The sequence below is a fragment of the Bacillus haimaensis genome, from assembly GCF_048270625.1.
Taxonomy (GTDB): domain Bacteria; phylum Bacillota; class Bacilli; order Bacillales; family Bacillaceae_I; genus Sutcliffiella_A; species Sutcliffiella_A haimaensis.
On the sequence record NZ_CP158164.1, the window covers coordinates 551,003 to 574,688 of the forward strand.

General features: G+C 42.7%; 17 protein-coding genes. 12 read left to right on the top strand and 5 right to left on the bottom strand.

The genetic code is table 11. The features are described 5' to 3' along the window. Window positions 1-22: 22 nt before the first annotated feature. The gene (locus ABN702_RS02685) at window positions 23-4,435 is read right to left on the bottom strand and encodes a S8 family serine peptidase (RefSeq protein ID WP_417899289.1); all 4,413 of its coding nucleotides are present in this window, start codon (window positions 4,433-4,435) and stop codon (window positions 23-25) included. Between the two features lie 682 nt (window positions 4,436-5,117). Here ABN702_RS02685 and ABN702_RS02690 point away from each other — a divergent pair. The 5 genes from ABN702_RS02690 to murC all read left to right on the top strand — a co-directional run bounded on the left by ABN702_RS02690 (window position 5,118) and on the right by murC (window position 12,038). Continuing rightward, complete coding sequence (locus ABN702_RS02690) at window positions 5,118-5,927, top strand: DUF1444 domain-containing protein (RefSeq protein WP_417899290.1); 810 nt, start codon at window positions 5,118-5,120, stop codon at window positions 5,925-5,927. 18 nt (window positions 5,928-5,945) lie between these two features. Beyond that, complete coding sequence (gene ytpR / locus ABN702_RS02695; RefSeq protein WP_417899291.1) at window positions 5,946-6,557, top strand: YtpR family tRNA-binding protein; 612 nt, start codon at window positions 5,946-5,948, stop codon at window positions 6,555-6,557. 75 nt (window positions 6,558-6,632) lie between these two features. Then, the gene (locus ABN702_RS02700; RefSeq protein ID WP_417899292.1) at window positions 6,633-9,140 is read left to right on the top strand and encodes a DNA translocase FtsK; all 2,508 of its coding nucleotides are present in this window, start codon (window positions 6,633-6,635) and stop codon (window positions 9,138-9,140) included. Between the two features lie 170 nt (window positions 9,141-9,310). Beyond that, the gene (locus ABN702_RS02705; protein ID WP_417899293.1) at window positions 9,311-10,396 is read left to right on the top strand and encodes a nicotinate phosphoribosyltransferase; all 1,086 of its coding nucleotides are present in this window, start codon (window positions 9,311-9,313) and stop codon (window positions 10,394-10,396) included. 331 nt (window positions 10,397-10,727) lie between these two features. Continuing rightward, the gene (gene murC / locus ABN702_RS02710; protein WP_417899294.1) at window positions 10,728-12,038 is read left to right on the top strand and encodes a UDP-N-acetylmuramate--L-alanine ligase; all 1,311 of its coding nucleotides are present in this window, start codon (window positions 10,728-10,730) and stop codon (window positions 12,036-12,038) included. A gap of 443 nt (window positions 12,039-12,481) precedes the next feature. On the opposite strand, the gene ABN702_RS02715 is transcribed toward murC, so the two are convergent. Continuing rightward, complete coding sequence (locus tag ABN702_RS02715) at window positions 12,482-13,597, bottom strand: aminopeptidase (RefSeq protein WP_417899295.1); 1,116 nt, start codon at window positions 13,595-13,597, stop codon at window positions 12,482-12,484. Between the two features lie 242 nt (window positions 13,598-13,839). Between ABN702_RS02715 and ABN702_RS02720 the strand changes: the two genes are divergently transcribed. The 3 genes from ABN702_RS02720 (at window position 13,840) to ytxJ (ending at window position 15,178) form a co-directional block, all read left to right on the top strand. Further along, complete coding sequence (locus ABN702_RS02720) at window positions 13,840-14,274, top strand: DUF948 domain-containing protein (RefSeq protein ID WP_386642984.1); 435 nt, start codon at window positions 13,840-13,842, stop codon at window positions 14,272-14,274. A gap of 13 nt (window positions 14,275-14,287) precedes the next feature. Next, entirely contained in the window at window positions 14,288-14,773 is a 486-nt protein-coding gene (locus ABN702_RS02725) for a YtxH domain-containing protein (RefSeq protein WP_417899296.1), read from the top strand. A gap of 78 nt (window positions 14,774-14,851) precedes the next feature. After that, window positions 14,852-15,178: a bacillithiol system redox-active protein YtxJ gene (ytxJ, locus tag ABN702_RS02730; RefSeq protein WP_417899297.1), complete on the top strand. Its 327-nt coding sequence runs from the start codon at window positions 14,852-14,854 to the stop codon at window positions 15,176-15,178. Between the two features lie 38 nt (window positions 15,179-15,216). On the opposite strand, the gene pilM is transcribed toward ytxJ, so the two are convergent. Further along, window positions 15,217-17,370 (bottom strand): pilus assembly protein PilM, encoded by a 2,154-nt coding sequence (pilM, locus tag ABN702_RS02735; protein ID WP_417899298.1) that lies wholly within the window; start codon window positions 17,368-17,370, stop codon window positions 15,217-15,219. A 361-nt stretch (window positions 17,371-17,731) separates the two neighbouring features. On the opposite strand from pilM, the gene ABN702_RS02740 reads away from it, so the two are divergent. The 4 genes from ABN702_RS02740 to motS all read left to right on the top strand — a co-directional run bounded on the left by ABN702_RS02740 (window position 17,732) and on the right by motS (window position 21,724). Beyond that, window positions 17,732-18,808 (top strand): bifunctional 3-deoxy-7-phosphoheptulonate synthase/chorismate mutase, encoded by a 1,077-nt coding sequence (locus ABN702_RS02740; RefSeq protein ID WP_417899299.1) that lies wholly within the window; start codon window positions 17,732-17,734, stop codon window positions 18,806-18,808. A gap of 245 nt (window positions 18,809-19,053) precedes the next feature. Then, window positions 19,054-20,052, top strand: coding sequence for a catabolite control protein A (ccpA, locus tag ABN702_RS02745; RefSeq protein WP_417899300.1), 999 nt, complete (start codon window positions 19,054-19,056; stop codon window positions 20,050-20,052). Between the two features lie 104 nt (window positions 20,053-20,156). After that, complete coding sequence (motP, locus tag ABN702_RS02750; RefSeq protein WP_417899301.1) at window positions 20,157-20,972, top strand: flagellar motor protein MotP; 816 nt, start codon at window positions 20,157-20,159, stop codon at window positions 20,970-20,972. Further along, the gene (gene motS / locus ABN702_RS02755; RefSeq protein WP_417899302.1) at window positions 20,969-21,724 is read left to right on the top strand and encodes a flagellar motor protein MotS; all 756 of its coding nucleotides are present in this window, start codon (window positions 20,969-20,971) and stop codon (window positions 21,722-21,724) included. Before motP ends, motS begins: the two co-directional genes overlap by 4 nt. A gap of 289 nt (window positions 21,725-22,013) precedes the next feature. On the opposite strand, the gene motB is transcribed toward motS, so the two are convergent. Further along, window positions 22,014-22,754, bottom strand: a complete 741-nt coding sequence (gene motB, locus ABN702_RS02760; protein ID WP_417900799.1) for a flagellar motor protein MotB — start codon at window positions 22,752-22,754, stop codon at window positions 22,014-22,016. After that, a complete protein-coding gene (gene motA / locus ABN702_RS02765) occupies window positions 22,747-23,541 on the bottom strand; it encodes a flagellar motor stator protein MotA (protein WP_417899303.1) in 795 nt (264 codons plus the stop codon). The genes motB and motA overlap by 8 nt, the downstream gene beginning before the upstream one ends. Window positions 23,542-23,686: the final 145 nt, after the last annotated feature.

The following is a 23,686-nucleotide window of genomic DNA, read 5'->3' on the forward strand; positions in this document are numbered from 1 at the left end:
CCGCATCCTTTTTTCATTCATTTTAGTTCTTTTTCCCTTTTCCTTTACCAGGTTTTCCTGGCTTTCCAGGCTTTCCATCGTCTTCGCCAGCTTCATTGATATACAATTTACCTTCTGCTAGCGCACGAGTCACATTATTATATTCATCAGTAGCTTTCACCTCAATTTCGGCCCCGCTGGCAACCACGCTGGAAGTTGCTGTCCAATAACCAACATAGTACCCAGGAGATTGTTCCATCATTGGCAGCTCAACTGCGTTGCTTGGTTCATTGTTCTGCAGCATGGCCGAAGCATTGGTCAATGGCATACGGATCGAGAAGGTTGCACGTAAACCAGGTTCACTGTTGAATTCAATCTTCACAGATTCTCCAGATTTCAAGTGCTTATCTTCTGTAGGCTGTAAGTTCTCGATCACAGGAGCATCATAATCAGCAAAGACCGTGACGTCTTGTGTAGTATTGTTTCCTGCAAGATCCTGTGCGATGACCTGGATGTTATTCTCGCCGCTTTCAAGTAGAATTCGGTGGGAGAACGCCCCGTCTGTCACCGCAACCTCCGCTCCATTCACTTTTACAAAGTCGAGATTTTCATCTGCAACCGTTCCTGTGACTGTCGTTGTTTCTCGGTTTGTTTTGGACCCATTTTCAGGCCCCGTGATTGCAAGCTCAGGTGCTGCCTGGTCGAGCACTACTGTTACAGGCTCTGACGGATCTGTCGTTCCATTGTCAGTGGAAGCTTTCGCTGTTAAAACATTCTCTCCATCATTCAGGCTGATATCGACAGCGAAGGTTCCTTCATCTGTAGCTGTAGTGGTGGCCACTTCTTCGCCATTATTCAAAACATGTACTGTTGTGGTAGGAGCTGCATTTCCTTCTACCGTAACAGTCTCTTCATTTGTATAGGATCCGTCTGCAGGGGAAGTGATGCTAGGTGCCGTCACTTCAAAGTTCACTCTTGCACGGATCATGTAGTTACCTTCCTCTTCAGGTGCTGGGGACCATGCACCTCCAACGAATTGCCAGCTGCGAGCAGCATTCTCGCCATCTTCATCAGTAGCTAGACCAGGAGTATTCGGATTCGGATGGGACTGGATGTATACCATGTAGAAGTCCTGCTCTACAATGATACCGTGTTCAGATAGATCAACATCTGTCCATTCTCCATTTCGAAGTGCTGTAGCATCGAATGGACCAGCCAGCTTCTGACCTGGCGCTCCATCTGCACCTGATGCATCATATACTTCGACTTGGAATGCAGTACCACCAGGAACCGGCCATTCCGTATCCCAGAAGCGGAACAAACCGCCAGTTACAAGGGCACTGTTTTGTCCTTCAGGAAGAGACATCTTTACTGCCCAACCGTTTCCGGCATCGTAGAATGCACGTGCATTTTCTGCAGTGCCATCATCATAGCCGATTTCACCAGGGTAGCCGATGAATGGACGAAGCTCCACGTCAAGTGTTGTTTCGCCGTTCGGCTCTACGCTGACTGGGATATTTTCACTGTAGAAGGAAGGAGCCATGACACGTAATGTGTAATCTCCCTCGTAAGCAGTGATAGAGTAGTTTCCGTTCTCATCTGTTGTAACAGGTGCAATAGCTGCATCCTCTACAAGCATTAATGTAGCATTTGCAATCAGCTCACCTGTAGCACTGTTTGTAACAGTACCTGTAAGTGTACCTTGAGGGATTTCCTCTAGGATAAAGTTTGCGACTGCTTCCCCATCTGCCGGGATATCCACTGTTTGCTCAGCAGGGTAATATCCGTAGCTTTCTGCCTTAACGGTATAGCTTCCTGCTGCATGCAGCAATTCATATTGGCCATTTGCAGGGTTCGTATTTACCGTTCTGTCGGTCTCGACAACCGTTACCTGTGCATTTAAAGGAAGTGCTGCAGGGTTGAATTCTTCTTTTGATTCATCCGTTTCAACAGGCGTTGCTGCAGGATGGATCTTATCCGGGTTCACTTGCTCTTCCTTCAGTTCTACTGAACTTTCTTTTTGTAAGCCAAGCTGAGATTTGTTTGCAGCTTCAGCGGCATTTGATTCAGCTGAAAGTGCTACATCATCAATATACCAGCCAGCTCGTACCACGCTTCCATCGGTTGTAACGTTAAATCCGATATAGATGCGTTGTCCTGCATATGCGGACAGGTCGACTTCCCGTGCCTGCCACTCCGTAGTCACACCGTCAAAACGGAGAAGCTGTGTCCAGTTTTCCTGATCAGTGGAAACAAACACATGGGCAAAATCATAACGTGTTTCAAGGTTATGCCAGTTCATGAACTGCAGATAGGCTGCACTGTCTGCCGGCAGGTCCACAGGAGGCATCACAAGTGTCATGTTGGCACTGTTCCCGTAATTTCCTTCAAGATTAGTAGCATAGACTTTTTCTCCGGAGTTGGCAGCACCAGGTCCGCTCGTTGGGGCACCCCATTGCCAAGAATTTACCGCTCCGAAGGAATACCAGCCAATCGGATCTGATTCAAAGTCCTCGGAATATCCAAGTGAAATACCTGGTTGAACACTGACTTCATACGTATCGGAACTAACTTCATTTCCTCCGAAATCGACAATCATCCATTTGTAGGATACAGATGGTTCTGCGATTGCTTCTCCTAGAATGGAAGCAGTGTAGACGGCATCATTATAGGTGCCGGATGCACGTTCAGCATCGATATTCACCCAACTGCCATCCTGAGACAGATGTTGAAGTGTAACAGAAGAAATACTGACATTATCCTGGACGTCGATGCTTAGCGGTAAATTCATTCCAGCATATGTTTCTGCCGGGGCTGTATGTTCAAAAGTAGGAGCTTCATCGTCTTCTCCATCTTTTGCAACCTGCCCTTTGATTTTCCCTAAGCCAGAGATGATGGAGGATACTGCATCGAATGCATTCACAATTCCATGCCCATATCCATTGTTAGGAGTTTCAGGGAATGCGGAGTCGGTTCTAGGTGTCGCTGTGGTCATTAAAATTTCCTCAATGTCACTGATAGTCAAGGAGGAATTGACTTGTTTAAGCAAGGCTACCACACCGGCAACATGCGGACTTGCCATGGATGTTCCACTGGCAGCACCATATTGATTGCCCGGGAAGGAAGATCGAACGCCAACCCCTGGCGCAGAAACTTCCGGTTTAATTTCTCCATAAGGAGATGGACCTTGCAGGGAGAAGCTTGCCAGATTCATATTTACATCTGTTGCTCCAGTTGCAAAGGACTCAGGGTAGTTACCAGGATTGGAAACAGAGCCCGGTCCTCCAGGATTTCCTGCACGAGTGTTCCCTGCAGCAAAAGCCGGGAAGATTTCAGCAGCTGTCCATGCCTGAACCATAGGTCGGTACCATTCGTCCAGACCTGCTCCGCCACCCCAAGAGTTGTTGACAACATCAGGAGCCATTGCAGGATTTGGAACACCATTTGCATCCTTTGGTGCCAGGATCCATTCCCCTGCAGAAAGTAAGGCAACATCGGTTCCGCCTGAAGGAGTGAACGCTTTAACTGCAATCCATTTTGCTCCAGGTGCCACACCGATCTGGTTGGAACCGTTCGGCTCAGAACCAGTCATCGTACCGGTAACATGCGTTCCATGCCCGTCATCATCATAAGGAGTTGATTGGTTGGCAGGAGTTGCATCAAACCAGTTATACTCATGACTAGGGCTGGTTGGGTTGTTGGCATCATATCCACGATATTTCTCTACCAACGCTGGGTGATTCCACTGGACACCAGTGTCGATACTTGCGACAACAGTTCCGGTTCCATCCACTCCCATTTCCCAAGCCTGTGGAGCTCCAATTTGAGCCACGCCCCACTCGATATTCTCCAAACCTGCAGCCGGCTTTTGGTTTTCTACCGCCAGGCCGACACTATTTGATTTTTGGGCTTCAATTTGTGGATCAAGCTGCCTTGTTTCGTTAGGAAGAAGTTTATCCACCTCTGGAAACTGAGCAAGCATTTCCATTACTTCTTTTGTAGCAGTGACAGCCATTCCGTTCACCACGTAGAAAGATTGGATGTCCTTGGCATTTCCTGCTTCCACTTCTTTTTCAAGAAATTCTTTTACATTCACTTGAGTTTCGATTGCAGTTGATCTCAGCTCAGAAACAACCGCATTTCTTTTCATCAGCTTTTCCTGGTTTGCAGTGGCAGCCTTTGCTTTTGCTGATTGAGCTGCTTTGTTTGCTACCGCAATTGTGTCAACCTGCTCCTTGAACTTGATAAGGAAAGTGACTTTTTCACCGTCCTTGGAGAACTGTGTCGACAGGCGATCAGGAATTTTGCTGGCCGCTACTTCATTCGACTCTCCCGATAAGGAGACAGTGGCACCTTTTCCTTGTGCAGCCGCTTTGTTAAGCGTGAAACTTGGGACGATCAAAAGTAAACACATAATGATACTGAACACTCTAGCAATATTACGTTTCCTTCTCATTCAACATCCCCCTCAAATTGGTTTTGAATAACCGTACAGCATGCATCCCCCTTTCTTTGACAAAATCCTTCTACCATTTAATTTGCGAGAATGGTAGAATCCGGCCGCATTAAAAAAAGCCGGTATATGTAGGTTTTTCTAAGTTGACAATTTAAGAGTAAAGAAGAATGTAGAAGAAGAATGTCGAAATAAGAGGAAAGAAATCAGAATATTCCAAAAATGATTCTTTTGATATAGTTGGATTAATTTGGATGGTAAAATAGTATTTGGGTGCACAGATAACCAAAACGAAGAAATAATGTAAAAATATTCTATTGCACTCAGATTTAATAGGATATTTCCCATACTACTTAGGTAGTAGAAGTGATAGGTACTAATCACTATGGTTACAAAAATTGAAAGAATTGAAATAAAATCGAGCTATTATTACTAATGCAAGTATTCTTACAAGAATAAAGCAACATCCTATAAGTGGAAGGAACTAGGGAAAGGAAGAAATGAAAGCGGCTTTACTACTAGTTTTCAGATGAAAGGGTATTATTTTCCTAGCTGACGGAAAAGGTAGAAATGGAAAAATTCAATTCTCCAGAGAAAAAAGGGGAAAAGGGGCTTACCCGTTACATGCTGTCTATTTTTGTTGTACAATAAAGGTTGACCTAAATGAGAGAAGGGAATGTTCCTCATGGAGAAAATGACCGTCCAAAAAATCAGGCGGATGTTGGAAGACAAACTATCCAATCCCAATTGGACTTTTACATATGATAGAGAACAAGAGTCACTTCGAGTAGAGGATAAAGAAACCAAAAAAGGCATCAATGTTGCCCTTCAAGGTGTTCTTGCAAAATACGAACAGAATGATGACCAAAAAGCCATCGAAGAGTACGTATATTATGTTAAGGAAGCACTAACGAGCATGAGAGTGCCAATTCAGTTGAATGGAGCGGAACGCCACATCTATCCAGTTATAAGGTCCACTTCCTTCCCGACTTCTAGCAATGAAATCCCACTTGTATATGATGAACATACGGCTGAAACGCGCATCTATTATGCGGTGGATCTTGGGAAATCCTATAAACTGATAGATGAGAAGCTGCTTCAGAAAGAGAATCTGGAAAAGAAAACGATCAAAGAGATGGCAATGTTCAATGTTCGCTCCCTGCCAACGAACATGAAAGAGGATGTTGTAGCGGGCAACACTTTTTATTTCGTCCGCTCCAATGACGGATACGATGCGAGCAGAATACTGAATGAAAGCTTCCTTGATTCCTTTAAAAAGAAGATTACAGGAACCATGACGGTGGCTGTACCCCATCAGGATGTACTGATAGTTGCTGACATTCAAAATGAGGTAGGGTATGATGTACTTGCTGAATTGACCATGAGCTTTTTTGTGAATGGCAAAATCCCGATAACAGCTCTTTCTTTCCTATATGAAGAAGGGAAGCTGGAACCGATTTTCATTCTAGGGAAAAATAATAAGGATACAAAGTAGGAGAGAAGGGGTTTACACATGAATGTATTCTATAATAAAGAAGGTATTGGCGATACGCTTCTTATCTACATAAAAGATATGGACCTGAAAAATAGGACCTTTGAAAAAAACGGAGACGTAGCAACCATCCTGGACAGCGAAACGCAGGAAGTGGCCGGCTACAATCTTTTTGAAGCTTCCAAGTATGTCGATGTGGAGCAGTTTAATGGCCAAGTGGAACTTACAGAAGAATTGGTCGATAAAATCAATGAAGCTTTTAAAGAAAACGGAGTGCAGGAAAGCTTTTCTCCTGATCTGAGCCCTAAGTTCGTCGTTGGTCATGTGGTGGGAAAGGAAAAGCATCCAAACGCAGACAAGCTGAGTGTATGCAAAGTGGACGTTGGCACTGAAGTGCTGCAGATCGTTTGTGGCGCACCTAACGTAGACAAGGGACAGCATGTCGTGGTAGCAAAGGTCGGGGCGGTTATGCCAAGTGGCCTGATTATCAAGGATGCAGAATTGCGTGGTGTTGCCTCCTCCGGAATGATCTGTTCCGCCAAAGAATTGGACATGCCGAATGCACCTGCCGAAAAAGGAATTTTAGTTCTTGATTCCGATGAATACAAAGCCGGACAACCTTTCGGGAAGTAAAAATCAAAGAAAATACCACTAGATTGTTCTAGTGGTATTTTTGGCTAAAATAACGTACGAAAGAGTGTGATAGATGTGAACTGGTTTAAAAAGCTGTTTGCTCAGCTAAATGATGATGTCGAGCAGGAGAGAATTGAGCAGAGTTATGCTAAGAAACCGGAACAGAAGAATATGCAGGCGAGAATTTCCTATCAGTACCCCAATGGCAAATTTCGCTTTCCGTTAATACCTGATGGAGAGAAGACAGTGATGGAACCACCTCCGCAAGTGGCACCAAGAAAGAAGAAGGAAACTGCGTCTTCAAACAAGAAGCAGATTTCTGAGCCAACGATAAAAGAACAGATTAAAAAAGAAGCTGCACCTGCCAAAAAGGTCATGCAAAAGAAAGTAGAACCGAATTGGAAAGAGAAGAAGCCATTTCACCCAACTGAAGTGGTGTCCCCGGTATATGGCTATAGCCTTCGTCCTCCTGCAAGTAAAAAAGTGGAGGAGGAAATTCCGGAAATCGAATTGGAAAGTCTCAGCTTCGCAGCACAAAACAACCTTGTAAACGTAGATCCTATTATGGAAGAGACATTGACTATTAAAGAGGGTTCTTTTGCCATTTCGGAGACGGAGAAGGAAAAAGTGCAAGCCTTCAGCTTTGGCCTGTTGAAAGAAGAGACGGAATATAACAGGCATATTGAAGAGGAAGAAACGTATTTCGTGGAACAAATTCCGAAAAGTGAAAAGTTTAAAAGCAATGCCGAGCTTGAAGTGGATCACTACCGGAAAGAACAAGAAACACCTATTGAGGCATCTCCGGAGAACAAGGACGACAACTACGAGTTTAATCCTATCGTAGAAGAGTCTGTTTCACAACTAGAAGAAGAGACTGCACCTGAACTGGAAGAACAGGCGGAAACGATGGAACCAATCGAAGAAGTAGGTTTGAATGAGACCCCGATGGAACCAGTCGAGGAGGTAGGTCTGAATGAGACCCCGATGGAACCAGAAGAGCCGAAACGTCCACAAATGCAACAGGCCGAACCTGTCAGAAGCCCAAGGCGTGAGTCGGAAAATGATAGAAATAAAGAATACAAGAGACAGCATATTCCCTATAATGTGATTATGCTAAAGCAGGACAAACGTACCTTGGAAAATCGGAAAACGGAAGAGGTACAGCCTGAATACTATCGAAAGCCGCCTATCCACCTTCTGAATATTCCCCCACAGCATTCAGAGAATGATCGTGAATGGGTGGAGGACCAAAGAAGGCTGCTTGATGAGACCCTGCACCATTTCCGAGTAGGGGCGAAGGTGGTTAAAGCAACACAGGGGCCATCTGTGACTCAATTCGAAGTACAGCCTGAACCTGGAGTAAAGGTGAATAAAATTACAAATCTCAGTGATGATATCAAGCTGAGCCTTTCTGCTAGGGATATAAGAATGGAAGCGCCGATCCCAGGGAAAAACACAATCGGAATAGAGGTTCCGAACCGGGTGAGTAAACCAGTACTTATCAGGGAGATACTCAGACATCCGTCATTCATACAGAATGCTTCACCATTAACGGTTGCCATGGGACTGGATATTTCCGGCCAGCCGGTTGTGCTTGACCTGCAGAAGATGCCTCATGGACTGATTGCAGGTGCAACTGGTTCCGGAAAAAGCGTATGTGTGAATTCCATTATTATGAGCTTGCTCTATAAGAGTACCCCAGATGAAGTGAAGCTTTTGCTGATCGATCCGAAAATGGTCGAGTTGACGCCATATAATCATATTCCCCATCTGGTCAGCCCGGTTATCACAGATGTAAAGGCTGCGACCGCTGCTTTGAAGTGGGCGGTGGAGGAGATGGAAAGAAGATATGCCATGTTCGTCCATGCAGGCGTAAGGGATATTGCCAAATACAATGAAGGCGCCAAAAAGCATAAACAGGAAACCTTGCCTTATATGGTCATTATCATCGATGAGCTCGCTGATTTGATGATGATGGCGCCAAGTGACGTCGAGGAGGCGATCTGCCGTATTGCCCAAAAAGCGAGAGCGTGCGGAATGCACCTTCTTATTGCGACTCAGAGACCTTCTGTTGATGTCATTACCGGTCTAATCAAAGCGAATATTCCAACCCGTATCGCCTTCTCTGTATCGTCCCAAGTGGATTCCAGAACCATCATCGATATTGGCGGGGCGGAAAGGCTTCTTGGCAGAGGGGATATGCTGCTGTTGGAAAATGGTGCTCCAAAGCCGATCCGGGTGCAAGGAAACTTTGTTTCGGATGAAGAAATCGAAAAAGCTGTATCACACGTCAGAAAAGAGCAAAAACCCACTTATCTGTTTGAACAAACGGAATTGCTTAAAGAGAGCTATGTTCAGGAGGAAGATGAATTGTTCCTCGAGGCATGCCAGTTTGTGGTGGACCAGAACGTCGCTTCCACATCAAGCCTTCAGCGCAGATTTAGAATCGGCTACAACCGCGCTGCCAGATTGATGGAACTGATGGAGGATCAGGGAGTCATATCCGGTCCGAAAGGGAGTAAGCCTCGTGATGTATTAGTATCCGAGGAAGAATTAGTAACAAGGCAAGAAGCGGAGTATTGATGAATACATGCAGGAAAAGTTGTAAATGGATATAAACTTCTTATAATATAGATAATAGTTAATAAGACAAGTATAGGCGGGTTGGGCAATCTGTCCCGGCCGCCTATACCTCAGTAACCATTCTTCATTATTTAACAGTTGTTAAATAGGGGACGTAAGGAGCTTTTTGGATGAAAGAAATAGAGTTAAAGCTACAAGGAAAAATCAAAAGGTTGACAAATCGTACATTCAAATTTGATGAACGTGTGAAAGAAGGCTGGTTTTCTGCTGTCTATTTTCTTAAAACGCGTGAAATTGTACGTGACTATAAACCTGACAATATTGTTACCATGCAATTTTTCCAAAAAGAACACGCAGTGCTTTGTGGTACGGATGAAGTAATCGCCCTGATAAAAACATTTGCAGATGATCCTGATTCCCTGGAAATATACTCACTGAAGGATGGAGATAAAATAAGTCCTTTTGAGACTGTGCTTACAATTACAGGGCCATATCAGAACTTTGGGTTCCTCGAAGGTATCATCGATGGCATACTGGCAAGGCGCACTTCAGTTTCGACAAATGTCTACAATGTGGTCAAGGCTGCAGGGCAGAAGCCTGTCATTTTTATGGGTGACCGCGATGACCATTTCACCCAGCAAGCAGGGGATGGTTATGCCGCACATATCGGCGGCTCCACAGCCCAGGCAACACATGCGATGAACGAGTGGTGGGGCAAAAAGGGAATGGGAACGATGCCGCATGCCCTTATCCAGCTTTTTAATGGTGATGTAGTCGAAGCATCCAAGGCATATCATGAAAAGTTTCCTGAGGACGATCTGCTAGTTCTGGTTGATTACAACAACGATGTCATTACAGACGCACTGAAGGTAGCCAGAGTCTTTGGAGACAAGCTCAAAGGTGTTCGCATAGATACATCAAGAACGATGATTGATCAGCACTTCATACGTAACCAGGATGTATTGGGCACGTTTGATCCACGTGGAGTGAATGGACCACTGGTATTCGCATTAAGGGAAGCGCTCGATAAGGAAGGCTTTCAACATGTGAAAATTGTGGTAAGTGGAGGCTTCAATCAACAAAGAATCATGGAATTCGAAGAGCAGAAGGTTCCGGTGGACATCTATGGTATCGGAGGCAGTCTGCTGAAAATCACTATTGGGTTTACCGGTGACAATGTCATGCTGAACGGGGAGCCGCAAGCGAAAGCTGGAAGAAAATATCGTTTCAATGAACGTTTGGAAAAAGTGGATTAATATCTTCATAAAGCCTTTTGGAAAACTGATGGAACGATAATTCTATCAGTTTTTCTCCCCTTGTGGATATTGGGTACTTTAATGCACTCCTTTGATAAAGTGGAGTATAACTGAATTTCATGCTATAATAACAAGTTGTTGGGCAAAAAATTAGTATACATATGGTTTGATGGCTTTCGAATGAGGGAATTATCACTTTGAGATGTAAATCATATACTGTAACTATCGAAGTTACGGAGGCATTGCCTACAAATAAAAAACTACTATTCGATTCGGCTGCAAGGAAGTGCTGCAGACGGATTATATATAGATAAATGTTGGAGGTTTTTTCATGACCATTTATCATTTTGTTGGTATTAAAGGTACAGGAATGAGTGCTTTAGCTGGTATTCTTCACGATATGAAATTTGAAGTTCAAGGTTCGGATATTGAAAAAAAATTCTTTACCCAAAAAGGACTGGAAGAAAAAGGTATAACCATCCTTCCTTTTGACAAGGACAATGTAAAAGATAATATGACAGTAATAGCAGGTAATGCTTTTCCTGATACACATGAAGAAATTGTGGCGGCGCATGAATTGAACCTTCCTGTCATCCGATACCCACAATTTCTTGGTCAGTTCATGGAGAAATTCACAAGTGTTGCCGTAACCGGCGCTCATGGGAAAACATCCACTACAGGATTGCTGGCGCATGTTATCCAAGGAGCAAAACCGACTTCCTTCCTGATCGGAGACGGTACTGGCCGAGGTGCAGAGGACAGCGAATATTTCGTATTCGAGGCATGTGAATACAAAAGACACTTCTTATCCTATCACCCTGATTATACAATCATGACAAACATTGATTTTGACCATCCGGATTATTTCGGAAGCATTGATGATGTCTTCAATGCATTCCAGGAAATGGCCCTTCAAGTTAAGAAAGGGATCATCGCTTGTGGAGATGACGAGTATCTGCAGAAGATCCAAGCAAAGGTTCCGGTAATCTATTATGGCTTAGGGGAAGAGAACGACTTCCAGGCAAGACATATCGAGAAGAGCACAGAAGGAACAACCTTCGACGTATTTGTCCGCAATAATCATTATGCCACTTTCAAGATTAATGGTTATGGCGATCATAATATTATGAACTCTTTGGCTGTTATTGCTCTATGCCATTATGAAGGAGTTCCTGTTGATGTAATCCAAAGCCAATTGCTCACTTTCGGTGGCGTAAAACGAAGATTTTCCGAAAAAGTGTTCGGTTCCCAGGTGCTGATCGATGATTACGCCCATCATCCAACAGAAATTCGCGCAACAATTGAAGCGGCAAATCAAAAGTACCCGGATCGAGATGTAATCGCAGTTTTCCAACCACACACATTCACGAGAACTCAGACGTTCCTGAATGAGTTTGCTGATAGTCTTGGCGGTGCAGACTTTGTCTACCTATGTGACATCTTTGGTTCTGCAAGGGAAAACCAGGGCAAGCTGACAATCAACGATTTAAAAGAAAAAATCGAGCAGGCAGAAATCCTCAGTGAAGAAGGAACAGAGATGTTGACACGTCATGAAAATGCCGTCATCATTTTCATGGGTGCAGGAGATATCACAAAATTCCAGGAAGCTTATGAGAAGCTGCAGGCTACGGAAACGAATTAAATGACTAATACACTTTTGAGAGAGGATGAGGTAGTAATACCTTGTTCTCTTTTTTATTTTGATTTAAGAGGGAAATCGTTAATTTAAATCCGGGTGAACACATACACCTGCAAAAAAGCAATTTATTGTAAGAGAAACAGGAATCGTACCGTGACCCAGGTTAAAACGAGAGAGACGCGGTATGAGAGGGAATCAAAAGCGAGTAATGATACCCTGAGCGGGTAAAATCGTCGGAGTGAGGGAATTAAAAGCGAGTAATGATACCCTGAGTGGGTCAAAATCGTCGGAGTGAGGGAATCAAAAGCGAGTAATGATACCTCGAGTGCATCAAAATCGCCTGATTGAGGGAATAAATAGTGGCTACCCGATACGATAAATAAAAAAAGACCTGCCCCATGGGAATAAATCATTTGGGCCAGGTCCTTCATAACATTTTCGTTTTCTTATTTCAAATTCTCCGGATTCAAGCTCTCTAGTTCAGGAATTACAAAACGACCATCTTTTCTGATCAGTACATCATCAAAGTAAATTTCACCGCCACCATATTCAGGGCGCTGGATCATGACCATATCCCAGTGGATATCGGAGTCGTTTCCATTGTATGCATCCTCATATGCCTGACCTGGAGTGAAGTGGAAGCTACCGTCAATTTTCTCATCAAATAGGATATCCTGCATCGGGTGCTGAATATAAGGGTTCACACCGATAGCAAATTCACCGATATAGCGTGCACCTTCGTCCGTGTCAAAGATTTTGTTGATGCGATCGGAATCATTTGCAGATGCTTCTACGATTTTTCCGTCCCTGAATGTCAATTTGACATTTTCATAAGTGAATCCCTGGTAAGGGGAAGGAGTGTTGTAAGTGATGGTTCCATTTACTGAATCTCTAACTGGACAAGTATAGACTTCACCGTCAGGAATATTCATTTCACCTGCGCATTTAATTGCCGGGATATCCTTGATGGAGAAGCTTAGATCTGTGCCTTCGCCTGTAATGCGCACTTTATCCGTTTTATTCATAAGGGAAACCAGTGCATCCATCGCATCGCTCATTTTCCCGTAATCAAGGTTACAAACGTCAAAGTAGAAGTTCTCAAAGCCTTCAGTACTCATTTTTGCAAGCTGAGCCATGGAAGCATTCGGGTATCTTAACACAACCCACTTTGTTTTCGGTACACGAATGTCACGGTGAACCTTTTTGCCGACTGTGCTTCCTTGGATTTTCTGCTTTTCATCCGGTACATCGGAAAGTTCACTGATGTTATCGCCGGAACGCAACCCAATATATGCGTCCATATTTTTCATAACATTTGCTTCGAAATCAGCCTTCATGTTAAATTGTTCTTCCTGGGCACCCATAAGCAGGGCACGATCTACTTGTACATCCTTTAAGGATACGAACGGGTAGCCGCCAGCTTTGTATGCCTCTTCCACCAAGGCCACAACAAGCTCTCGTTGAAGACCGAAGTTTTCAATAAGCACTTTTTCACCTTTTTGTAATTTAACCGAGTAATTTATCAGGTTTTTGGCTAAAGTTTGAATGCGAGGATCTTTCACATGTATTGCCCCCTAATTAATGAATTTTAGTATGTAACCATTATATTGTAACCGAATTCACGGAGTTTGTTTAATTTTTTTGATTTTCCGGCAGCTGAATTTTTTTTATAAAATGTACATTTTGTGCATTTTCTAGCAGGGATTTTGTCTTTCTCATAGAATAAGAAGTGGTATAAGATGTTTAAACTTTATCATGTGGGGTAAACAACTAGTATGCAAATATTCAGCAGGAGGTGTCAGATTTGATCGACTTGCTCTACGTGAGTGCCATTATCGTAGCAATTGCATTTTTAGTATTAGTAATTTTTGTTTCGAAAACTCTTCGTTCTGTGCAGGGCACATTGGATCAGGTTGCAGGTACTCTTGGAAGTATCGAAAAGCAGATGCAGGGAATCACGACAGAGACGGAGCAGATATTACATAAAACCAACGTTTTGATGGATGATATTCAAGATAAATCGCAGCAGCTTAATACGGTTGTAACAGCCGTAAAGGATGTTGGTACTTCCATTCAAGGGTTTAATCATTCCGTAACACGGTTATCAAATAATGTAGCACATCAATTGGATCAGAATCAGGATAAGGTTTCCCAGGTGGTTCAATGGTCCAATGTTGCAATGGAGCTAGTGGAAAAATGGAATGAGAAAAAACAGAAAAACAAAATCAACAAATTATGAGGAGGAATCGGAAATGAGTAACGAAGAAATGAACAAAAACAATGATGGAATCAACACAAAGGACTTTTTAATCGGTACATTGATTGGTGGAATCGTTGGAGCGACAACTGCACTTTTCCTAGCGCCTAAATCAGGTAGAGAGCTTCGTGAAGACATTACCGATCAAGCTACTCAATTGAAGGAAAGAACAGATAACTGGAAACAGCAAGCAACTGATTTTTCAACAGACTTGGCTGAGCAGGCACGTGAGAAGTCCAATCAATTAACAAAGGCTATCACAGAACAGACACAGCAAGTAATGGATAAAGTGAAGCAGCTGAAAGATAGAAACGGTGATGTTTCTTCAGATCTCCAGGATCAGGTTCAGGAAATCATCTCCGAGGCAGCCACTGCAATTGAAAGCGGCTCTGATGAAATGACGGACGAAGTGAAAAAGAAGCTTGAAGATACAAAAGCTGCATTGGAAGATGTAGAGAAGCAATTGACTGAAACTAAATAACTTGAGTATAATGCGGCGAAGTGATATGATAACTTCGCCGTTTTTAATTCGGTACAATCTAGAGGATGGTGTAATTCTATGAGTAAAACGTTGGTTCAATCTGTTGAACAATTCGAAGAGCTGGCAAAAGAAAATGGTACGTTTCTATTGTTTAAGAACAGTACAACCTGCCCAATAAGCCATGCAGCATATGAGGAATTTGAGAACTTCGCTGCAGACCATAATGAAATTCCTTTGTACTATTTGCATGTACAGGAAGCTAGATCCTTATCAAACTATATTGCTGAGACATATGGCATTAAACATGAATCTCCACAGGCACTTCTTTTCAAAGACGGAAAAGTTGTATGGAATGCTTCCCATTGGAAAATCACGTACTCTTCTCTTGGGGAAAATGTAAAATAAAAACGAACGGGCCCATGCTGCTCGTTCGTTTTTTTGTATTATTGGTACACCCTTTTCTCCCACTTGATATCGAGCACATCCCCTTGTTGAATGAAGTCATAGAAAGAGGAATCCGCTCCATTTTTTTGAAGTATAAACGATCCTGCTCCGTGTGGCTTTTCGATTTCTACAAATCGGAAAATATCCTGGAAAATAAACGGCTCTTTTCGTCTCACCATCAGCTGAAGATGATCTCCGTTGGATAGTGTATCATCTTCTGTCAACAGTACTCCATTCCGATAAAATTCAAGAAGCGTTTTGTGAAGGATTACCTTTTGCCCATTATATATGACAGATATTTCTTGCCTTGTTTCATAGTTTTGAATCATGGACACCATTTTTACTGTCGCTTGTGAACCTTCTTTACATTCAATCTCATCGCCTGGCGAAAAGTTGTCTTGCAGGGAGGCTTTTTTTCCATTTACATAAAGGGTCTTGGAGAAATGCTCGAACTTTGTTTTTTCATCGTTCAAATAAAGAACAAAAGGAGAAAAATCCGATTCTTCATTTTGATCAAGATGTGTCAGTAACTCCCTAATGCTAGTGGGGTAATGGAATACAATTCTATCCCGGTCTCTTAAGTCTCTGTCAAAAGAAGCAGACTCACCATTGATGAGAAGAGTTGGCTTTATGACCAGTGTGGTTCCATTAAGTTTTACTGGATAGCTCGGCAGGTCCTCCCCTATGACATCACTGACTGTAGCGGCGGCGGATACGCCGTCAACGCCTTTTATCACCTCAATGGAATCGCCGTTCTGGATGGTGTCAAAGCTTTGGGCTGGCTCCCCGTTTTTGTATATTTCAGGGGCTGTTCCAAGGCTGCCAGGAAGTGTGATGCTTTTCTCATTAACGGAAAACATCAAGGCAAGACCTGGTTTTCCTACCAGTTTGTTGATGGAGACGCCAGCTGCCAACAGACTGTCGCCTATTGTTAGCTTTTTCACATCAAATAGTCGCACCTGCAGATCATTTACAGTGACAGAGACATATTCGATGGGTTTTTGCTTTGCCGCTATTGCAATGCCGATAGGAGTGACAAATTCAGGACCAGTGATGGATATGTCCGATTTTTGAAGCTGAGGGATGGCATCCACCCCACGAATTGCCACACGGTTCTCAGGAAGCTCCAGGTAATGGGCAATCATGGAGGTTAGGGTGGGCGTTAAGCTTCCTCCCCCAACAAGCATGACAGCCTTTGGTGATTTCCTATTATTCTGATGCTTGATTTCATCTGTAATGGCTTTTGCCAGTTTTTCAATGAAAGGCTTAATAGAATCAATCATCGAATCTTTCATAAGAGTATGTTCAAATCCTAGAATGTCGGTGAAGGTAATCATGTCTTTATGTATCATATCTCTTTTTGCCAGTTCCGCTTGAGGGAAGTCCAATAAGAATTGATCACTTAGTCCCTCTGTAATCTCATCTCCTGCAACAGGGACCATTCCATAGGCAGTAACGGTGCCATCCCTTGTAATGGCAATATCCGAAGTTCCTGCACCGATATCTACAAGTGCAACGTTCAGGCGGCGCATGCTAGGTGGAATCAGCACGTTGATAGCCGCTATCGGTTCAAGGGTCAAAGCTTCCAGCTGCAGATTGGCTCGCTGTAAGGCAGAGATGAGGGACTCCACCACTATTTTCGGTAAGAAGGTGGCGATGACCTCTGTTGAAGCAATCTCACCTCTTTGATCAAGAAGACTACCGATTTCCTCTCCATCCAAGTAATAGCGGAGAATCGAATATCCTACACAGAAATATTGATTGGCGGTATCCTGCTGATCGTTCAATAACTGCGCTTGAGCTTCTTGTACAGCTGCCAGCTCCAATAGGAAAATATCATTTTCTGTAAAAAGTGATTTCCCTTTAATGTTCTGAGTGGAATGGGCAGTCTGCGTTTTAAGGGCTCTACCCGCAGCCGCCACACAAACTTTCGTAAGCGGACCATGGTTTTTTTCCAGCTCCGTTTTTACATATTCGATCACCTTGGAAACTGCTAATATATCGTGTATCTGCCCATCCAGCATGGCGCGTTCCTCATGTTCTTTTGATACCATATCCAGGACCTTGAATTGTTCGTTCTGCTGTTCCAATAATAGGCCGACCACAGATCTTGTTCCAATATCCAATGCAAAAACTCTCGAGTTACCTTCCAAAATAGGTACACCTTCCTCTATATAAGGTCATATAATACTTTATCGCTTAAAAGCGTTTAATTATTAAAGAGATTTTTCGTGACAATCACTGATTGTTCGTTTATAATAACTAATTAATAGAAATGTACCATAACTTGGTGCTGTTATAAATAAGCTCTTTTCGTAAAGTTTGCTGCTTTTGACCGTAAAAAATCGGCTTTTGGATTTTTTACCGCGATTAACTTCGCACTGTTTAAAAATTATTTGATCTAATACACCGAAAAGAGCACGATGATATGTTTATATACGTGTTTATGTTGTATTCGTCAAAAGCAACAATTTCTGCGAAAACGGCCTATAAATAAGGAAAGGATGAATTAAAATGAGTCATAACGAATTAGACGCCTTGCGAAAACAAGTAGAAGAACTTAACTTACAACTATTAGAGGTCATCAATAAGCGCGGTGAGCTTGTTCAGGAAATTGGGAAGCTCAAGGAAGCGCAAGGTGTAAATCGATATGACCCTGTGCGAGAAAGAAAGATGCTCGACCTGATCACGGAACATAATGATGGTCCATTCGAGACATCTACCTTGCAGCATCTTTTCAAGGAAATTTTCAAAGCTGGTCTTGAACTCCAAAAGGATGATCATAGAAAAGCTCTATTAGTATCCAGAAAGAAAAAACCAGAAGATACAATTGTCGATGTAAAAGGTGTAAAAATCGGCGACGGTTCTCAACACTTCATCATCGGACCGTGCGCAGTGGAAAGCTACGAGCAGGTGGCTCAAGTGGCACAGGCTGCCAAAGCACAAGGAATCAAGCTTTTACGCGGAGGAGCATTCAAACCTAGAACCTCCCCTTATGATTTCCAAGGTCTTGGCCTTGAGGGCTTGAAAATCCTGAAGCGTGTCGGCGATGAATTTGATATGGCCATCATCAGTGAAATCATCAACCCTGCAGATATCGAAACTGCATGTGATTATGTGGACGTGATCCAAATCGGTGCACGCAACATGCAGAACTTCGAATTATTGAAGGCTGCTGGTGCCGTAAGAAAGCCTGTACTATTAAAACGCGGGCTAGCTGCAACGATTGATGAATTCATTAATGCAGCAGAATACATCATCTCACAAGGAAACGATCAAATCATCCTTTGTGAACGCGGTATCAGAACGTACGAGCGTGCAACCAGAAATACCTTGGATATTTCCGCTGTGCCTATTCTGAAAAAGGAAACACATTTACCGGTATTTGTGGACGTGACACATTCCACGGGACGAAGAGATCTTCTATTGCCTACAGCAAAAGCTGCACTGGCAATCGGAGCCGATGGAGTCATGGCAGAGGTTCACCCAGATCCAGCAGTTGCGCTTTCCGACTCTGCGCAGCAAATGGACATCGATATGTTCAATGAATTCATAACAGAGCTCCGCAGCCATTATGCATATAAATCATAAGAGATAGCCATCCAAGACGAGCACCGAGTTGCTCGTCTTTTTATTTAGTTGGAACAGCTTTTATCATGAAAAACAAATAATTTATCCCTGATAGGGCAAGATGAACAAAAAGGCAGTAAATTCGTTGCTTGTCCCACCATAATAACGTATGATAATAAAATAAATGCGCTGAAATTGCCATTATTATCTTATATATATCTGTTTTACCTACATAGATGCATGTAAATGAAGGAGTGTGTGTTTGAATGAACGTAACAATTTATGATGTTGCCAGAGAAGCGAATGTCTCCATGGCAACGGTTTCCCGTGTAGTAAACGGAAACCCAAATGTAAAACCGACCACAAGAAAAAAAGTACTCGAAGCGATTGAACGCCTGGGCTATCGTCCAAATGCAGTTGCACGTGGATTGGCAAGCAAAAAGACGACTACTGTCGGTGTAATCATCCCTGATATCTCGAATATCTTCTATGCAGAACTGGCACGAGGAATTGAAGATATTGCGACAATGTATAAATACAACATAATCCTGAGCAACTCGGATCAAAACGTCGATAAGGAATTGCATCTTTTAAATACAATGCTAGGCAAGCAAGTAGATGGAATCGTATTCATGAGCGGAAATATTACAGAAGACCTTGCTGCAGAATTCGAAAAATCACCTGTACCGATCGTACTTGCAGCCTCCATTGAAAGAGACAACAAAGTACCGTCCGTTACTATTGATTATGTACAAGCTTCCTTCGATGCAGTTACTGCTCTCGTGGAAAAAGGCCATAAGCGTGTTGGATATGTTTCCGGACTTTTTGATGAACCGATCAACGGCGAAAAGAAATTGACCGGCTATAAGAATGCGCTTCAGGAAGCAGGTATTTCCTATGATGAAGAAATAGTGATCGAAGGTGATTACAGCTACGATTCAGGGATTGAAGCTGTAGAGAAGCTCATCAGCTTGGATGATAGACCAACAGCAATCTTTGTTGGTACAGATGAAATGGCGCTTGGTGTGATTCACGGTGCACAGGATCAAGGTCTTCACATTCCAAATGATATAGAAGTGATTGGTTTTGATAATACCCGTCTGGCTACGATGGTACGCCCAACGCTTACAACCGTGGTACAGCCGATGTATGATATCGGTGCAGTGGCAATGCGTCTATTGACCAAATTCATGAACAAGGAAAAAGTCGAAGAACAAACTGTCGTTCTTCCTCACCGAATTGAATTTAGGCGCTCAACAAAATAAAAAAACTGTCGATATAGATAGTAAAAGAGGACAAAATGCTTTAAAGTTTGTCCTCTTTTTATATCAAAAATTTTAAAAAGCGCTGTAAGGTCAGGGGAGAAAGTATGAAAAAGCTTGATATGTTAACACCTATTGGACTAGTTCTTGGATTTGCTATGATTGCCTTTGGAATATTAAGCAACTCTGGATTTGCCGGAGCTGCCAGCTTTTTGGACCCTGCGTCTTTGTTTATTGTTCTTGGAGGCACAACAGGCGCACTTTTCATTACCTTTAACTTGAAAGAAATGAAGCTGATGCCCAAAGTGCTGAAGGCGACATTTTCCAGAGAGGAAACAGAGCTGCCTGCTCTCATTGAAACATTTGTCCGTCTTTCTGACCGTGCAAGAAGAGAAGGTTTATTGGCATTGGAAGCAGAGCTTGAAGATGTGGAAGATGATTTTATAAAAAAAGGTATACTGCTTGCCGTGGATGGAGTGGATCCGGAAGTCATTCATGATATTATGAACGCAGAAATAAGCGCGATGGAAGAACGCCACCTAAAAGGCAAAAATATTTTAGAAAAAGCAGGTGAATATGCCCCTGCATGGGGAATGATCGGTACACTGATTGGTCTTGTCCTCATGTTGAATAATCTAAACGATCCCACTACGTTGGGTCCAAACATGGCCATTGCAATTCTGACTACCCTTTATGGCTCCTTGCTGGCAAATCTTGTTTTCTTGCCAATGGCGAATAAATTAGGGAATAAGACAGAAAAAGAAGTATTTATGAAGCAGATCATCATCGAAGGTGTCATCGGAGTTCAATCCGGACAGAACCCGAAAATCCTGGAAGAGAAATTATCAGCATTTCTTACTGCACAGGATCGTGAAAAAGAAGAAGTGGAAGTGATGGACGGGATGGAGGAGACCGTCCGATGATGATCAGGAAGAGAAGATCGTCAAAGGCACCAGGTGCACCACTATGGATGGTGACATTTTCCGACCTTTTCATGCTTGTTCTCGTATTCTTTATCCTATTATTTTCTATGTCCCAAATAGATTTGGTTAAATTCAAGGCGGTAGCGGAATCCTTCAAAGAGACGAACATTTTGGATTATTATCCTTCCGCCGTTCCGTTTGATCATCCTACCGATTTTACGGTGGAGACAGAATCAACGAACAACAAGGAAGAAGATCAGACGAATCCACAGGAAAGCGAGCAAAGTCTCGAGGAGTTGTTGTATGAAGTACAGAAATTTCTGGATGAGAACGACTTGCAGGATGTCGTGATTGCAAACCGCACTGAACGTGGTATTGTGCTGGTTCTGGAAGAAAAGGTGCTCTATGAAACTGCGGAAGCAAGAATCCTTCCAACAGCATACCCATTCCTGGATAAAGTCGGAACACTGCTGACGAAAATCCCAAATCTGGTGAAAGTGGAAGGGCATACGGATAATAGGCCGATTTCCAATGAAAAGTTTCCTTCCAACTGGGAATTGTCCGCTGCCCGGGCCAGCAGTGTCATCCGTTATCTCGTTGCTGAGCATAATCTCGACTCCGAGCGGTTTGTAGCAGTGGGTTATGGGGATACAAGACCAATTGTACCAAACACATCAAGTGAAAATTTTCAAAAGAATAGAAGGGTCGAAATAGTCATTTCGGATCCGCAGTATGAGGAAAAGATCAATTGATATTGGTCTTTTTTTCTTTACAGGAGCTGTTTTCGCATTGATTGTTGTTAATTAGATAAAATGTACACAACAAATGTAGCCCGTTGATTTCCGCTCCGGACACAAGATTCCCCGGGACGGATGGGAGCCCGCGGAAAGCGAACGCCTGGAACGGAGACCAACAGGGTGTTTAATGTTGACACCTTATCTTTAGCCCAGCTAGCTTTTCAAAGCAACAATCTTGACGAAAACAACTTTTCGGAAAAAGCTTCCAGGGAATATAAAACGCCAATCCTCATTTGGATTGGCGTCAGTTTCTTGGAAGTATCAATATTTCAACACGTCTATTCTGTGCTCTTCCTTCTGCAGTTTCATTAGAAGCAATGGGTTCGTATTCTCCAAAACCTTTGGCACTGAACCAGCTGGGATCAAGCCTATCGTTTTCTATTACAATCTTCATAAAATTGACGGCTCTCATTACGCTTAATTCCCAGTTTGATGCAAATTGGGAATTATTGATTGGAACATTATCTGTGTGTCCGCTGATAATAATGTTTCTCGGCGGGTTTATCACTAATAGATCGGAAATTTCTTTTGCCATCTCCAAATCATCTTTTCTTACCCTGTCACTTCCAGATGAGAATAATACATTATCACGGATTAAGACCAATAGTCCTTCATCTGTTAAGGAAGTGTCGAGCATATTACTTAGTTCCTTTTCTACGATATAAGAGTCAATCTTCTTTTGAAGGGATTCAAGTTCTTGCATATCTGCCTTTTTCTCCAATTGCTCTTCAACCTCATCCTGTTCATCCAAAACTGCTGCGTTCTCCTGTAGAACTGGATTAGGGAATTCCATTATACCTGAGCCTTTAGAAAAAACTTCATTAAAAACCTCAGAAAGTGCTTGGAACTTTTTTGCATCGATGGAACTCATGGAGAATAAAACGATAAACAATGCTAAGAGCAGTGTTAAAAGGTCAGCATACGGAATTAACCAGGACTCATCAATATGTTCTTCTTTGTCATGTTTTTTCCGCCTTCTACTCATCCTTGTTTCCATCACTTCCATCAAGAATTTTCTTTCTTTCACTTGCAGGCAGATAGGATGATAGCTTTTGTTCAATTACTTTAGGAGATTCGCCCTCCTGAATGGATAAAATTCCTTCAATCATCATATATTTCAATTTGGCCTCTTGTTTTGATTTCCTCTTCAGCTTATTTGCAAATGGATGCCAAAGCACATATCCTGTAAAAATCCCAAGTAGTGTAGCGATGAATGCAGCACTGATTGCCTGGCCGAGACCGTCGATATCATTCATATATTTTAATGCTGCTACCAATCCGATCACTGCACCGAGTACGCCTAATGTTGGAGCGTATGTACCAGCCTGTGAGAATATTAATGCTCCGGATTGGTGCCTTTCTTCCATTGCTTCAACTTCTTCTGATAATACATCTCTGATAAATTCAGCACTTTGACCATCGACTGCCAATGTTAAGCCGTTCTTTAAAAAATCATCTTCAATATCGATGGTAGTTGATTCAAGTGCCAACAAACCTTCTTTTCTTGCCAGTTGAGCCAAACTGGAAAAAGTTTTGATCAATTCTATCGGATCCATTAATTTTCTTTCTGTAAATAAAATGCCAAATAGCTTTGGCACTCTCTTGATTTCAGAGGTTGGAAAGGCGATTGTTACAGCAGCTACTGTTCCTAATAAAATAATTAATAGAGCGGCTGGATTGATTAACGCCGCTGGAGTGACACCTTTAAAAAACATTCCTACTCCAACAGCTACTAATCCTAAAATGAGACCTACTACCGACGTTTTATCCATGAAATAACCACCTGTTCCTATTCAATAAACTTTTACAAAACTTCTCTTTCTAATTACTTCGACATAAAATCTAATTATTTTATAGAGCGATATAAAATTGTGCGTTCGGATAGTCAAAAGAAAAACACCTTTCCAATAATAGGAA